General features: G+C 49.3%; 16 protein-coding genes. 11 read left to right on the top strand and 5 right to left on the bottom strand.

Features of this window, described 5'->3' with window-relative positions:
- Positions 1-100 precede the first annotated feature (100 nt).
- Positions 101-985, bottom strand: coding sequence for an ABC transporter permease (locus H6G89_RS17645; RefSeq protein WP_190508706.1), 885 nt, complete (start codon positions 983-985; stop codon positions 101-103).
- A gap of 293 nt (positions 986-1278) precedes the next feature.
- Here H6G89_RS17645 and H6G89_RS17640 point away from each other — a divergent pair, with 293 nt between their 5' ends.
- From H6G89_RS17640 to H6G89_RS17625, 4 genes are all read left to right on the top strand, one after another.
- Positions 1279-2271 (top strand): DnaJ C-terminal domain-containing protein, encoded by a 993-nt coding sequence (locus H6G89_RS17640; RefSeq protein ID WP_190508704.1) that lies wholly within the window; start codon positions 1279-1281, stop codon positions 2269-2271.
- A 78-nt stretch (positions 2272-2349) separates the two neighbouring features.
- Positions 2350-2991 carry a hypothetical protein gene (locus tag H6G89_RS17635; RefSeq protein WP_190508702.1) on the top strand — a complete coding sequence of 214 codons (642 nt, stop codon included), beginning with the start codon at positions 2350-2352 and terminating at the stop codon, positions 2989-2991.
- Positions 2992-2995: 4 nt separating this feature from the next.
- Positions 2996-3907 (top strand): pentapeptide repeat-containing protein, encoded by a 912-nt coding sequence (locus H6G89_RS17630; RefSeq protein ID WP_190508700.1) that lies wholly within the window; start codon positions 2996-2998, stop codon positions 3905-3907.
- 82 nt (positions 3908-3989) lie between these two features.
- Positions 3990-4304, top strand: a complete 315-nt coding sequence (locus H6G89_RS17625) for a hypothetical protein (protein ID WP_190508698.1) — start codon at positions 3990-3992, stop codon at positions 4302-4304.
- A gap of 40 nt (positions 4305-4344) precedes the next feature.
- Here the strand turns inward: H6G89_RS17625 and H6G89_RS17620 are convergent, their stop codons facing one another.
- The 3 genes from H6G89_RS17620 to H6G89_RS17610 all read right to left on the bottom strand — a co-directional run bounded on the left by H6G89_RS17620 (position 4345) and on the right by H6G89_RS17610 (position 7460).
- Positions 4345-4989: a TraX family protein gene (locus H6G89_RS17620; RefSeq protein WP_190508696.1), complete on the bottom strand. Its 645-nt coding sequence runs from the start codon at positions 4987-4989 to the stop codon at positions 4345-4347.
- Between the two features lie 18 nt (positions 4990-5007).
- Positions 5008-5577, bottom strand: coding sequence for a GNAT family N-acetyltransferase (locus H6G89_RS17615; protein ID WP_190508694.1), 570 nt, complete (start codon positions 5575-5577; stop codon positions 5008-5010).
- A gap of 386 nt (positions 5578-5963) precedes the next feature.
- Complete coding sequence (locus tag H6G89_RS17610; protein WP_190508692.1) at positions 5964-7460, bottom strand: DUF3370 domain-containing protein; 1497 nt, start codon at positions 7458-7460, stop codon at positions 5964-5966.
- A gap of 711 nt (positions 7461-8171) precedes the next feature.
- Here H6G89_RS17610 and H6G89_RS17605 point away from each other — a divergent pair.
- The 4 genes from H6G89_RS17605 to H6G89_RS17590 all read left to right on the top strand — a co-directional run bounded on the left by H6G89_RS17605 (position 8172) and on the right by H6G89_RS17590 (position 11109).
- Positions 8172-8414 (top strand): hypothetical protein, encoded by a 243-nt coding sequence (locus tag H6G89_RS17605; RefSeq protein ID WP_190508690.1) that lies wholly within the window; start codon positions 8172-8174, stop codon positions 8412-8414.
- 275 nt (positions 8415-8689) lie between these two features.
- Positions 8690-9976, top strand: coding sequence for a class I SAM-dependent methyltransferase (locus H6G89_RS17600; protein WP_190508688.1), 1287 nt, complete (start codon positions 8690-8692; stop codon positions 9974-9976).
- A gap of 55 nt (positions 9977-10031) precedes the next feature.
- Positions 10032-10190 carry a hypothetical protein gene (locus H6G89_RS17595; protein WP_190509036.1) on the top strand — a complete coding sequence of 53 codons (159 nt, stop codon included), beginning with the start codon at positions 10032-10034 and terminating at the stop codon, positions 10188-10190.
- Positions 10191-10218: 28 nt separating this feature from the next.
- Positions 10219-11109, top strand: a complete 891-nt coding sequence (locus H6G89_RS17590) for a DNA/RNA non-specific endonuclease (protein ID WP_242059999.1) — start codon at positions 10219-10221, stop codon at positions 11107-11109.
- A gap of 65 nt (positions 11110-11174) precedes the next feature.
- Here the strand turns inward: H6G89_RS17590 and H6G89_RS17585 are convergent, their stop codons facing one another.
- The gene (locus H6G89_RS17585; protein WP_190508686.1) at positions 11175-11588 is read right to left on the bottom strand and encodes a nuclease A inhibitor family protein; all 414 of its coding nucleotides are present in this window, start codon (positions 11586-11588) and stop codon (positions 11175-11177) included.
- Positions 11589-11846: 258 nt separating this feature from the next.
- On the opposite strand from H6G89_RS17585, the gene H6G89_RS17580 reads away from it, so the two are divergent.
- The 3 genes from H6G89_RS17580 to rpmB all read left to right on the top strand — a co-directional run bounded on the left by H6G89_RS17580 (position 11847) and on the right by rpmB (position 14728).
- Positions 11847-12044, top strand: coding sequence for a hypothetical protein (locus tag H6G89_RS17580; RefSeq protein WP_190508684.1), 198 nt, complete (start codon positions 11847-11849; stop codon positions 12042-12044).
- Between the two features lie 267 nt (positions 12045-12311).
- Positions 12312-14306, top strand: coding sequence for a molecular chaperone HtpG (gene htpG / locus H6G89_RS17575; protein WP_190508682.1), 1995 nt, complete (start codon positions 12312-12314; stop codon positions 14304-14306).
- A 185-nt stretch (positions 14307-14491) separates the two neighbouring features.
- Positions 14492-14728: a 50S ribosomal protein L28 gene (gene rpmB, locus H6G89_RS17570; protein ID WP_190508680.1), complete on the top strand. Its 237-nt coding sequence runs from the start codon at positions 14492-14494 to the stop codon at positions 14726-14728.
- Positions 14729-14942 lie beyond the last annotated feature (214 nt).

The raw sequence follows: 14942 nt of genomic DNA, 5'->3' as shown, positions 1-14942 counted from the left end.
TCACATAGACGTGACGAATCGCGCCTCTTCCCTTTTATCCTTATCCTTCATCTTTTTTATCTTTCATCCTTCATCGTGTATCCTTTCTTCCTCCCCTCTCTCACTCCTCACGCCGCAACAGCGGATTCACAAACTCATTCAACCCTTCACCCAGCAGAGACAAGCCCACCACTAGGGAGGTCAGGGCTAACCCCGGAAATAAAGCTGTCCACCAAATGCCAGTTGGCAACGCATCCAATGCCTGCCGCAGATCTTGCCCCCATTCTGGTGTTTGATCCGGTAAGCCTAACCCCAAAAAACCCAAACTTCCCAACGTAAGGGCTGCATCCGCCGCATTCAGCGTAAACAGCACAGGCACACTCTGAATCACGTTGAGAAACAAATAGCGAGACAATACCACCCAGGTTGAGGCACCCATCGCCTGTGCTGCTTCGATGAATAGCTCCGTCTTGACGCTGACCGTATGATTTCGTACCACCCGGTAATATTGAGGCACATAGGCAATGCTGAGAGCGATCGCCGCATTGATCACCCCCCGACCCACCACAAACGCCAGTGTCACCGACAATAACAATCCCGGCAGCGTATAGACCGCATCCATCAAAAACACCAACAGGCGATCGAGCCTGCCACCGAGATAGCCGCTCACCATGCCCAACGGAACGCCCACCAACACACTCAACACCGTTGCCAGAATGACGACTTGCAGCGCAGCTTGAGTGCCAAACAACGTGCGTGAAAAGATGTCGTAGCCCTGACGACTGGTGCCAAACCAGTGCTCTGCTGATGGAGGCTGATGAATCGGGTTTGTTAGCGATTCAATGGGGTCTTGAATCCATCCCCAAGACTGCATCAAAGGCGCAAAAATTGCCACTGTCACAAACACCAGTGTGATCAACAGCCCGATCGCCATCATTTGTCGAGAGAGACTGGGACGCTCCAGGCTGCGGAATAACTTGGGCGATCGCAATTTGAGTTGGGTCATGGATTTGGATGCAAAGCGTATCAGGCAAATTTTACAGTGTGAAAGGGGGCGATCGGTCATCGATGGAGAAGTAGAGAGTAAGGGAGTAAGGAAGTAAGGGGGAGTAAGAGGGAGTGGGAGTAAGGGAGTAAGGGGGGAGGGAGTGTGGGTAAGAACCCATTGCCCATTCCCTATTCCCTATTCCTCCTTTTCCCAGGTGAGGAAATTTCGCCTTTACTTTCAGCAGCAACCGAACCGCTTTTAGCCAAAAATATTGTTAGGTTAAAAGCAGAACCTGTGGAGGAGACAGCTGAATGGCTGCAACGGATTTCAAAGACTACTACGCCGTGTTAGGGGTCAGCAAAACTGCAAATGCTGACGAAATCAAGCAAACCTATCGTAAGCTGGCACGACAATATCACCCTGATATGAATCCGGGCGATAAAGTAGCGGAAGCTCGCTTCAAAGAAATCAACGAAGCCTACGAAGTGCTCTCCGACCCAGACAAACGTAAGAAATATGACCAGTTTGGGCAATATTGGAAGCAGGCAGGTAGTTGGTCGCCCGGTTCTACGACCGCTGATTATGGTGGCTTCGACTTTAGCCAGTACGGCAGCTTCGACGAATTTATTAATGAATTATTAGGTCGCTTTAGCACAGGTGCGCCTGGGGGTGGACGCAGCTACAACTATCGCCCTCCCAGTGGTACAGGAGGCTTTGGTGGCTTTAATGACTATGGTGGTTTTGATCCCCAAGCGGGTGCTGGAAATCTCGACCTAGAATCAACCCTGACGCTGACTCTCCCCGAAGCATTTCATGGGGTGCAGCAACGACTGAGTGTGGGCAGCGAAATTATCACGGTTCGCATTCCAGCAGGAGCGAAGCCAGGAAGCCGCATTCGAGTCAAGGGAAAAGGACAAATCAGTCCCTATAACAACCAACAAAGGGGCGATTTGTATCTCAAAATTGAAGTGCAACCCCACTCCTTCTTCCAATTTGAAGGGGATAATCTGGTGTGCGAAGTTCCAATCGCCCCTGATGAAGCTGCATTAGGAGGGGCGATCGAGGTGCCTACACCCGATGGCACTGTGACGATGAATATTCCAGCAGGCATCCGCTCTGGGCAAACGTTGCGTTTGCGAGGCAAGGGATGGCCTAAGCCCAAAGACGGTAGGGGAGATCAACTTGTGCGGGTTGTAATTGTTGCGCCTAAGGATCTCAGCCCCACTGAGCGGGAGTATTACGAAAAGCTGCGTGCTGCTCGTAGCAGTGATCCCAGAAGCCATCTCAAAAATATTAGGTTATAACCTGTCGCAGTGAGTATCCAACGGCTCACGCTAAACCGTATACTAGGCTTGCTTTGCAGGATAAACAAACTTAACACTTTGGGAATTGATCTTCGGAGTTACGTTTATATCGATCGCCTACAACCCCAACATGCTGCCTACATGGGCACTGTGGCTTTGGGGTTCTTGCCGTTGCCGGGAGATGCCTCCCTCTGGGTCGAAATTTCTCCTGGTATTGAAATTAATCGCCTGATGGACATCGCCCTTAAATCGGCGGTGGTTCGTCCGGGGGTGCTTTTTATTGAGCGGTTATACGGTTTGTTAGAGGTTCACTCCAGTAAACAAGGAGAGACTCAAGCCGCAGGTCGCGCCATTCTAGAGGCACTGGGTGTACGGGAACGAGATTGTCTCAAACCTCGTGTGATTTCTAGCCAGATTATTCGCAATATCGATCCCCATCACACTCAATTGATCAACCGCAACCGTCGAGGGCAGATGATCCTTGCAGGGCAAACACTGTATGTCCTGGAAGTTGAGCCTGCTGCTTATGCGTCTTTGGCCGCCAACGAAGCGGAGAAAGCAGCCCTAATTAACATTCTGCAAATCTCGTCAGTGGGTAGCTTTGGTCGCCTTTATTTAGGCGGTGAAGAACGAGACATTTTAGCTGGGTCGCAAGCTGCACTAGCCGCGATCGAAAGCATCGCAGGTCGGGAAAACCCGGCAGGTGGGCGCAAGGAGTAAGGAGATGGCCAATCTCGAACATCTTGCGCGATTGCAAACAGGAGTGGCAGCGTGGCAAGCATGGCGAGCCAGTCAGTCAGGAGTAGAGCTAGATTTGAGCGGCGTTGATTTAAGCCACTTAAATCTGGAAGAGATTGACTTGAGTTTTGTCAATCTACAAGCCTCTGACTTTAGTGACACCACCTTAGTAGCTGCCAATCTCAGTCATGCTAATCTCAGCAATGCCATTTTGCATGGCACTCAACTGGCGGAAGCCAATTTGAGCGAAGCCGATCTGACATTAGCTCAGTTGGTCAATGGCAATTTATCTGGGGCTGATCTAGAAGCGGCAAATTTAATCGGGGCAGACCTGCGGGGGATTAATTTACGGGGGGCAAACCTGCGAGCGACTAACCTGCGAGGGACTAGCTTGACGAATGCTAAATTACGCGGAGCCAATTTGAGTGACGCGAAATTGGAAAGAGCCAGTTTGAGTGGAGCTGATTTACGCCAAGTCAACCTGTCTCAAGCCAATTTGAGCAGTGCCAATTTGCACCAAACGGAATTAATTGGTGCTTATTTGTGTCGAACCAACTTAAGTCAGGCTGATTTGAGTCAGGTGCATTTAAGTGCGGCTCATGCGCTGGAAGCTGATTTTAGTGGAGCCAATCTCATGGGGGCTGACCTGCGATGGGCAAACCTGAGTGGTGCTAATTTCAGTGGCGCAAATTTGAGTGGCGCAGGATTGAGGGGAGCAAATCTTAGTCGTGCTAATTTACAAGGTGCCAATTTAAGGGATGTCAATTTGCAGGGGGCAAACCTGAGCCGAGCTAATTTGCGTCAAGCCGATTTGCAAGACATCGATCTGCGTGAAGTAAGATTTAGTTTTGCGAATTTGCGCGGTGCAATTATGCCAGATGGTATGGTTTATCGCTAGGCTGCAATCAATTGGGTTAGACTGAAGCATCTGGATTGCGCCCTGTCTAAAACTTACCTTCTGTGAGACAGAGATCTTACGCATGATCACAACCCCTAAGCGGCGATCGCCCAAAGCTACCATTCCAAAAATTGCCATCGAACGAGCAACCCTGGTTTTACAGCAGCTTCCTCCAAAACCAAAACCAATTTCCTCCACCGCCGCTAAACGGGAACGTGCCTCAGCCCATGCGGCTAAACCACCCCGTTCGGCTGGTAAAACTTCCATCGTAGCGGCTCTCAATGCAACAGCGATCGCTGAAAAGAAAGCGTTTCTCAATCGCAAAATCAAAGATGTGATCTCCGTGCTCCTGGATGAATCGCCCCCCAAGAAAAAGACCCGTAAAACTAAGAAATAGTTGAAAATGCAGGGATGCGGTTCGTCGTATCCCTGTGTTTTTATCCGGTTGCTGTTGCTAATCGAATGCCATACAGGGCTGCTAGATGTAGAGGATAAAACAAATAAAACCAACGAGCTTTTGCCCCCAGTTCACCATTCGTAAACTGAAACAAAAATGGTGTTACCATTGCCGGAAATTGAAACGCACCATAACTGGGGTCTGCGGCTAATAACATCAGATGCAACAGCACCCAACACGCCCACCAGATGGAATGAGAGCGATACTGCCAGAGCAGTCCAACGACGACAATGCCATACACTTCATAGTTAGCGTGCACAGCCTGCGCCAACGCACCTCCACATAACCAGGGAATGAACTGGTATTGAGGAAAGGCTCTCGACAACCGCAAACACCCTAACCCAATTAGCAGCAAAAAGAGGATGTTTAAATCCTCAACTCGAAAAGTCTGCATGTAGATCGGTTGAGATAGGAGGGCTAATATCAGCAACCTCAACGCATATGCCCAAACATTGCGGGTATGCGCTTCTCCCTGCACCAGCAACCACGCAAACAATGGAAAGCTAATTCGACCGATCGCCCGAAATAAATATTCTTGTGGAAAGAAAACCACGCCAATGTGATCGATCAACATTGTCGCAGCGGCAATGAGTTTAATGTGATAGTTGGTCAGCGATCGCTGCATGAAGGTTTAGCTTGTGGCTTAAGGGCGACGACGTGAGCGTTTATGCCGTACGCGCTCGGCTTTATCACGCTCATACGCGATCAGCTTGCCGTAATATTCGTGTTTATTCAAATTCATTGAGAGGTAAACATGGCGGCGAGCGTTGCCAAATCCCTTACGTGTGAAAAACTTGACAGCAGGAACATTGGCTGGATCAGTATCCACCAACATAAACCGCACGCCTTCCTCAATCATGCGCTCCACAATCTTATCTACCAGTTTGTCAGCCACCCCCCGACGTTGAAACTGGGAGCTAACTCCTAGCCAGATGATATAGCCATAAACCCACGAGGCTTTAGTAATAATCGTACCCAGCACAAATCCCGCCAGTTGCTCATCAACTTCAGCAACCAGACAGTATTCTGGGTCTGTATTGTACAGCCCGATCACTTCCCATTCGTCCCAGGTGCGATACAGGTAGGGATACAGATCACTGGTAAATAATTCTTCGCCTAGATGATATACCGGAGCTATATCATCAATGCCCATTTCTCGAATCTCGACATCAAAGGCGGTAAGAGCGGACTTATCAGAGTCAGAAGATGTCATGCAGTTTGAATGGTTAAAGCAAACCCATCAGTATTCTACTGTGGTTGCTTTAAGGCAAGCCGGAACTGGTTAATGCAACAGGATCTTAGCAAACTCCTGCCACATCCAGACCTATAGCTATCGCTACTTCATTTGAGGCAGAGGGGATGTGGGGCTACGCCCTTAGCCAGGGGTTCAACCCCTGCACCCCGTCCTAACCCAGGTGGCTACGGCTAGACTAACGTAACGTCAGTTCGGTTTAAGAGCCCGGCGAATGAATTCGCGGCTACTGGAGCGAAGTCCGCCGACACGGACTCCGGAAAATCAAGGTTTGACGAACCGACGCAGGTCGGTTTTGCTCTGATAGCGGCGGTTTTAACCGCCGAAATCCTTATCCCGAATTCACGTTAACGCAATAACTCCTCGTCTAAAGAACGCACCGTCAATACTTGGGGCGGAGTTGAATCTGGTGGATAGATGAAATCGACCTGAACCAAACGGCGATCGCCCCGTGGCATTCGCAGACGGATCAGGGGTTCACCTTCCTGTCCCCGACGCTGCACAATGTGCAGATAGCGTGTCTCTGTCACTCCAAAGTCATCTTTGTAGCGGATTCTCACCGTTCCTCTAAAGAACACCTGGCGATCGGGTGGTTGCAAAAAACGCAGGGCACCTACCGTTTCTTCCTCTTTCAAAGGAGTTTGGATCAAGATAGCGACGGTCTGGGCGCGATCGGTATTGTTTTCGAGCGGCAATGTCAGGTTGTAATGCACCCCGTAGTTGCCGTGAGCCCGATAGGCAGTATCAGAATAACGCGCCAGCATTGGGGCACTTTGAATTTGTCCAGTGCCAAATGTGCCATTATCCACAGTGCTCAACACATAGGAGATGGCTTGTCCAGCTTGCGGAACGCTGAGATGGTTAGCGTTGGGGGTATCCGTTAAGTGAGCAGTCCACTGAGAGCCTTGTGCGACTCCTGCAACTCGACCATAAAAGAAGCGAGAGACGTAATTGCGATCGGGCGGAGTGGGCGGAATATCTCGTGGTCCTGCCAATCGTCCGCGTAACAACAGGTCTACCCATTCCGACATGAGTGGAGCGCGTTCACTACCGTTGGGATTGAGCGGCGCGTACATCGCTAAACTCGCCACATAAACTGGTTCGCTACTCCACAGATAGGCGAGTAGACTGCGTCCGTTGGTAGCGGGAGTCGTGCGCCGAGGTCGAGGTGGCAGGCTGCTTAACGAGCTAGGGGAAGAGCTACCCGATGTGCTGGAGGTTAGGAACTGAGGCAGGGGGATACCATTTCGCAAAGCATCCATGCTACGGAGTGGGATCGGCGCATTCACGAAGAGATAGGGGCTGCGGGGTGGAATGACGAGCTCCGAAGGCCAGGATGGTTGTCGCTGTCCTCTTAGAATGTCATTTGTGGTGCGGCTACCGGGACCAGCAAAGACAGTGCCCAAGGGGTTAGCCACATAGGAGGGCAGGTCGTTGAAAGGAGCTTCCTGGCTGAGATAGGTGGCAGCTTGTAAGATGTCTAGACGGACGGGGCGATCGTTAGGATTGAAGATCAGCACCCCTAGATATAGAGTCCGCACATCGTCCAGGGTGACACCACGCGCAATGTGATGAGCAAACAAGTCAAACCGCCCCTGAAATGGAAAGTTTAGGTGGGCGGAGGGAGCTGCCATCCCATCTGGTGGAAAGGTTGAAAGCAGAATCCCTTCTGATTGCACTAGCTCAGGACTGTTGCTGTTAAAGACTGGAACAGCATCTAATTGCCCAGGCAATGGACGAATCTCATTGGGTTGTATTACTTCAGAGATTTGCGGCATCGTTGCCGACGGCGGAGCTGCTGTTACAACTTGAGCCAGGGGAAACAGTGTCAAGAACTCTAGCATGAGGGAAATTCAACGGACATTAAGATCAACAGACGATTGGGAGATCAGTAGCCTATTTTCTCAACGAGAAAAAATCAATTTTAGTTGGGCACTTAAAAACCTGTTGCTGATGCAGGATGAACTGTCAGATTACAGGTGTTAAACAGGGGTATTTATAATTCATGGGATAAAACCCCATGAATTATCAAACTGAGTGCCACTACAAGTGGGTAACTGAGTGCCACTATAAGTGGGCGATCGCCAGTTGTTCTGGTATTAATGCCAGGTTTTGCCGTCTCTTAACATACCATTAAGACAATCATTAAACACTGACTTTGCAATTAGAATGCCCAATTTGTCGGGTTATAATCTCAAGCTCATTTGAGCGATGGTCTGTAGTAATTACTACAGACATGTAGAAGTCTTAGATAATGCAGAACCCTAACTGTTGATACAGCTTTGAGTGGGAGGGATCAGGACGTTCTCGAAACGTCAAAGCCAGGGCTGTCGGCAACACAGAAAGCTTGAGTTTTGTATAGAGATTTGCAGTTTAGTAACTGACCACTACATATAGTGGATAAGCTGCTATGCTATGTCCCATAGGTAGCGTTTAGACCGTTTAGAGATGCATATTTAGCCCTACAGTTGTATCTCGTGTACGTTGGTATCTGCATCTACAGCTTGTCCAATCTTGTTCTGTTGCCACTGTTGTTTAGCCCTCACACTAGAACTATGACTTATCAAGACCAGCTCAATCCCTGGGTAATTCATCAACTATTACCCAACCTGAACCGCCGAATTATTGCTCGCTTTCGGCGTCGCACCGAAGCGGAAGCGTATCTCAAAGTTGTTCAGCAGATGCGTTCGACGGCTCAGTTTCTCATTGCGTTTGATGCCCCGATCGCCAACTCGGCAGCGGGAGCACCATCAGCTAAGGTAACTTCTGCCACAACTGCGGCTACTGTGTCAAGATAGTGCCCGATTAGCATTAGCTTCACAAAGGCTCTATTCGTGGTGTGTGCTGTTGTTTGAGCCTTGAATATTTCTCAAATTATTTCGTCTCCGCGCAACCGCCGCAGAGGCACAAAGATAAACACCTAGCTTTTTGTGCCTCTGTGGTTTACCTCATGTTGATTCGTGCGATCGCCTAAAGGCTGTTTGGGGTCTGAGGGGCGATCGCATTTGTTTTGAGGGTCTGTAGATGATCTGCTTTTTGACCTTCACCTTGCGCTATATCCTTGATCCACCCAATGCCCTTGATAATAGAAGGGCAACCCCAAGGTTGTCTGACTGGAGTCAAGAGTAAGGATTGGAATATTGTGGTGCGGCAACCAGAACTCGATCAGAGTCATCCTCTTCTCTGCAAAGCGATTGCTGAGATCATTGCTCAACGTCCCCGACACCGTATCCCCTTCGCGGAGTTTATGGATTTAGCGTTGTACCATCCGCAATATGGCTATTACGCGACGAATCAGGTGAATATTGGTGGGGAAGGGGATTTTTTTACCTCACCCCATTTAGGGGTTGATTTTGGTGAGTTGTTAGCCGAACAGTTTGTTGATCTCTGGCACCTACTCGATCGCCCACATCCTTTTACGCTATTGGAGATGGGAGCAGGGCAGGGCTTACTGGTGCGGGATATCTTGCGGTATTTGCATCGCCATCACTTTGAATGTTTTGATGCGATCGCCTACATTATTGTTGAAAAGTCACCTGCATTGGTTGTTGAACAACAACAGCGTTATCACAAGCTGGTTCAGGCGTATGGCAATTTGAGTTGGAGCACTCTAGATGAGATTCCATCTAACTCGATTGTGGGATGTTGTTTCTCCAATGAACTGGTTGATGCATTTCCAGTTCACCAGGTTGTGGTGCAAGCTGGAAAACTGTGTGAGATTTACGTTACAACTGATGCTCAGAGTGAATCACTGCGCTTTGTGGAAGTGGTGGATGCGTTATCCACTCCCCGACTAGCGGAGTATTTTGAGTTTGTGGATGTTCCATTGTTGTCTCAGCCAAACGCTGAAGGCTATCGTACGGAGGTTAATCTGGCGGCTCTCGATTGGGTAGGGGCGATCGCCAACCGGTTGCATCGGGGTTACGTGTTGACAATTGATTATGGCTATCCTGCAATGCGCTATTACAGTCCGGGGCGATCGCAGGGCACGTTGCAATGCTATTACCAACACACTCACCACTCTGACCCCTACATCCACATTGGGCGACAAGACATCACAGCGCATGTTGATTTCACGGCGTTAGAGCGTCAGGGCGATCGCTGTGGATTGCAAACCGTTGGCTTTACGCAGCAGGGGTTGTTTTTGATGGCATTGGGGTTGGGCGATCGCCTCGCTGCACTTTCTGACCCCGTAAAAACAGAAAATCAATCTGTTAACGACATTCTGCGTCGTCGTGAAGCCCTCCACTCGCTGATGAATCCAATGGGTTTGGGCAATTTTGGCGTGCTGCTGCAAAGTAAAGGTATGGACGCCCAAACACCAGTGCCGAAAGGCTTCCAGATGCCGGGGATGAGATGAGGGTAGTTGGTCAATGGTTAATGGTCAATGGTTAATGGTCAATGGTTAATGGTCAATGGTTAATGGTCAATGGTCAATGGTTAATGGTCAGTGGTTAATGGTCAATGGTCAATGGTCAGTGGTTAGTGGTCGATCGCCCACTCTCTATTACCTGTTTCCCATTCCCCACTCCCTCGTAAGTCGCTTCTACAATCAGGGCACGCTAAATCAATAGCTAGTTAGCCAGGGGAGCATTGTCAACCATGCCAAAACGGACTCGATCGCAACAACCCTCTAAACCTCGACGAAAGACACGTCGCTACTCGTTTTCCTGGATGGCGATCGCCGTTCTGGTGATTGGGTTTGCAGTGTTGCGCTTTGCCCCATCGCTAACTGAACAAGCCATAGATAGCCCTCATGCCCTATTGGGCAATCCAACTGGGGCAACGACCAGCGTGGCTCAGCCCGATAATTTTTTGGTGGTCAGACCCCAATATGTGCTGTCCTATAACCGCGACAAGGGCATTCCCAATTGGGTGAGTTGGCAACTCAATCAAGGTTGGCTGGGTGAGCTAGACCGGGTTCCTTTTGAAACCGATACGACCTTGCCGGATGGCTGGTATCGTGTCACTCCCGATGACTATACAGGCAGTGGCTTTGACCGAGGGCATCTGGTTCCGGCAGCGGATCGCGATCGCACCGAAGCCGATCGCCAAGCCGCATTTTTGATGACTAACATCATGCCCCAATCCCCTGATAACAACCGGGGACCGTGGGAAAAGCTGGAGAGCTATTGCCGTGACCTGGTGAAACAGGGCAAGGAGCTTTACATCATTGCAGGAGGGGTTGGCTCTGGTGGCATAGGGGAACGAGGTCGGCAAACGGCGATCGCACAGGGACGAGTTGCCGTACCCGCTAGCACCTGGAAAGTCGTTGTTGTGCTCGATCGCCCCGGTTTGGGGCTAGCTGGTGTGACTACCCTGACCCGAACAATTGCAATTGTTGTGCCCAATCGTCAGGGCATCAAGGCCCAGGATTGGCGGGACTTTAGAACGTCGATCGATGCGGTTGAAGAGTTGACAGGCTATGACCTGCTTTCTGCCGTACCCAAACCTGTCCAGGATGTGATCGAACCTCGAATTGACGTTAATTAATGGTGCGTTACGCTACTGCTAACAGCACCCTACTCTCCATTCCCTACTCTCCATTGCCTCTGGCTCTATGTCTCAACAGATTGCGTCTGCAATGCAATCAAATTACCCGACGCCGTTTCACCCACGATATAAATGTCAATCTCAATTTCCCCAATGCGGTAAACCTGGGTATTGCTGAGGTGTTGCTGGAGCAGTTCAAATAATGTGCGAAATCGGTGGGCGATCGCCCTTTCCTGGTCGCTATGCCAATCTTGCTCTCGCATCAACCGTTCAAAAAAATCATCCAGCGATCGCACTTCAACTGGGCTATCCTGAGGCTTGCCTGTCCACTGAAGCACCCTATCCGGGGTCAGTGGAGTTGTCTGTCCTGCCCACTGCAACACTTCAAATGGGCGATCGGTTTCGCTCATGTAATACAACCCCTCCACCGTAGCCCGCAACGTGTCTATCAAAGTTGAGTCTGGGTTAGGGCACGTCATAGAAAAGAGGATTGTAAAAGTAAAGGTGTTTTTTCCAAGTGATAAACACTAACCAACATTAAATGATTAATAGTTAACCATCCACAATTAACCATTGACGATTGACGATTGACCCCTGCCCCCCGACGATTAACCTGCTCACTAATGACGATTGACGATTGACCATTGACGACTGACCCGCTTACTAATGACGATTCACAATTGACCATTGACGATTGACCATTAACCCCTGACGATTGCCCTACTCATCCCTTTCCCATGTCAGACTCCAACTCCCTCTTCACTCCCCAGGAACTGCGCGAATGGCAACTGGCTCTGGCAGAAGCCGATCGCTACAACATCTTCTGTCATTGCCGGAAATGCGATCGCGAGTGGGTTGCCTCGACTCAAGTTCCCTGCACTTGTGGCAGCACGAACATTGAGTACATTGCTTGCTGGCAGTTTCCCGATGATTAAGCCCTTTCAAACGAATATTTATAGCTACTGCCACTTGATTTAGGACAGAGGAGGTGTGGGGACTGGCAGTGGCCAGGGGTTCCACCCCTGCACCCCGTCTTAACCCAAGTGACTATGGCTATAGATGCCAAAGTAGGGAAATCCGATCTCGCGGGTGAGGCATTTCCACTCGATACAATAAAAGCGATCGCCCGAACTTGGGCTTAAAATCCAAGCATAAGAGCATTAAACACCCCATAGCACTACAATCGCTTCAACGAGAAAACCATGACGACCATTTTGGAACAGGGCAATATCACGATTCATACCGAGAATATTTTCCCGATTATCAAGAAATGGCTCTATTCAGACCATGAGATCTTCCTGCGAGAGTTAATCTCAAACGCCGTAGATGCCATTCAAAAACTCAGAATGGTAGCTCGTTCTGGCGAATATTCCGGTGACATCGGCGAACCAGAAATTACGATCGCGATCGACAAAGACAATAAGAAATTGTCGATTTCAGACACCGGAATTGGCATGACCGCTGATGAGGTCAAGCAATACATCAACCAGGTTGCTTTTTCCAGTGCTGAAGAGTTTGTTCAGAAGTATCAAAACAGCACTGACCAGCAGATTATTGGTCACTTTGGTTTGGGCTTCTACTCCTCCTTCATGGTCGCTTCCAAAGTAGAAATTGATACCAAGTCTTACAAAGAAGGCGCACAAGCCGTTCACTGGTCTTGCGATGGGTCTACCCAGTTTGAGCTAACTGACTCCGATCGCACCGCCCAGGGCACAACTGTTACGCTCACTCTGCAAGAGGAGGAAGTCGAGTATTTAGAGCCATACCGCATTAAGCAGTTGGTGAAAAAATATTGTGACTTCATGCCCTTCCCCATCAAGTTAGATGGCGAGCAGGTCAACAAGCAAAAAGCATTGTGGAAGGAGTCACCCAATTCTCTCTCTAAAGAAGATTACTTAGAGTTCTATCGTTACCTTCATCCTTTCCAGGAAGACCCACTGCTGTGGGTTCACCTCAACACCGACTATCCCTTTGTGGTGAATGGCATCCTTTATTTCCCTAAACTCAAGCCCGATGTCGATGTCACCAAGGGACAGATCAAATTATTCTGCAATCAGGTCTTTGTCAGTGACAACTGCGAGGAGGTCATCCCACGGTTTTTGATGCCGCTGCGGGGTGTCATCGATAGCACCGATATTCCCCTAAACGTATCGCGGAGCTTCTTACAGAACGATCGCACCGTACGCCGCATTGCCGACTATATCGCTAAGAAAGTGGGCGATCGCCTCAAAGAACTTTATCGGGACGACCGGGAAACCTACATTCAGGGTTGGCAAGATCTCGGCAACTTCGTTAAGTTCGGCTCAATGAACGACGACAAGTTCAAGAAGCAGGTCGAAGACATCCTTATCTATCGCACCACCTGGCAGGGTTCAGGAAGTACTGCCTCCAGTGAAGCAACGGACGCGCCCGCTGTGCAAGTGCAATCCGCAGAAAGCGATGTCTGGCAAGATGTAGCCACCAACACCCCCTCCAACACAATTGATGGTAAAAGCTACACAACGCTCAAGGATTACCTGGAGCGCAACAAAGCCCGTCACGAAAATCGGGTCTTCTATTGCACCGATGAAACCTCACAAGCAACGTATGTAGAACTGCACAAGAGCCAGGGGCTAGAAGTGCTGTTTATGGACTCCTTTATTGACAGTCACTTTGTCAGCTTCTTGGAGCGCGAGTATCCCGATGTCAAATTCTTACGGGTCGATGCTGAACTGGATGAAAACCTGATCAACAAAGACCAAGCCAGTGAAATTGTTGACCCCAAGACCAATAAGACTCGCAGTGAGTTGGTGAAGGAACTGTTTGAACAGGCACTCAACAAACCCAAGCTCACGATTCGTACGGAAGCCCTCAAAGCGGAAGGCGAAAGTGCTCCTCCAGCTATGGTGTTGTTGCCAGAGGTGTTGCGCCGGATGCGTGAGATGAATGCTCTCCTGACTCAACAATCCGTTGAGTTTCCAGAAGAACATACACTGGTGGTCAATACCAATCATCCGTTAATTCAAAACTTGCTCAACCTTAACCAGGGCAGTATCGTCCAACCCCAAGGGCAATCTCCCTCTAGCGAACTTTCAACGCTAATTTGTCAGCATGTCTACGACTTAGCATTGATGGCGCAAAAAGGGTTTGACGCCGAGAGCATGAAGGCATTTGTGGAGCGATCAAATCAAGTCTTGACTCGCCTCACCACCAGTTAACAATTCATGTCGTAGGGGCGTTTCACGAAACGCCCCCACCACGAATCCAAATGCTACATCCTGTCAGGAATTCAGGATTTTTGATAGACACAATTCACGTTAAGGGTTATTTGCCCAAAAAACGGTCTATAATAGGAAGCCTTGCTGAATTCCACCCAAGTAAAACCGCTACTAATAGAACTGCTATGAGTCGTAAGTGTCAGTTAACAGGCAAGCAGGCAAACAATGCCTATGCCGTCTCCCACTCTCACCGTCGTAACAAGAAGCTTCAGGAAGCCAATCTGCAAGAAAAGCGAGTTTGGTGGGCACAAGGTAAGCGTTGGGTCAAGCTACGGTTATCTACAAAAGCAATTAAGACCCTGGAACATAAAGGTCTTGCAGCTATGGCAAAAGAAGCTGGCATTGATCTGAGCAAGTTCTAGGGTAAGCCAACTCTAGTGGTGGTTAAATTCTCTAGATTTTAGCTATATTTTTCCACTCCATAATTAATATGGGTCATCCGATCCCCGAAATTGTTGTATTTCGGGGATTTTAGTTTTTTAGTATAGCCGTAGCCATATTCGATGGGGCAAAGGCGAGTCAGCAAGCTCTCCTAGAATTAGAGTTTGAGCTATTGCCTCTGCCATCAGCTTTTGA

The sequence above is a fragment of the Oscillatoria sp. FACHB-1407 genome, assembly GCF_014697545.1.
GTDB lineage: Bacteria > Cyanobacteriota > Cyanobacteriia > Elainellales > Elainellaceae > FACHB-1407.
Note: the sequence above shows the minus strand (reverse complement) of the source record. Positions and strands in the feature narration are given on the sequence as shown.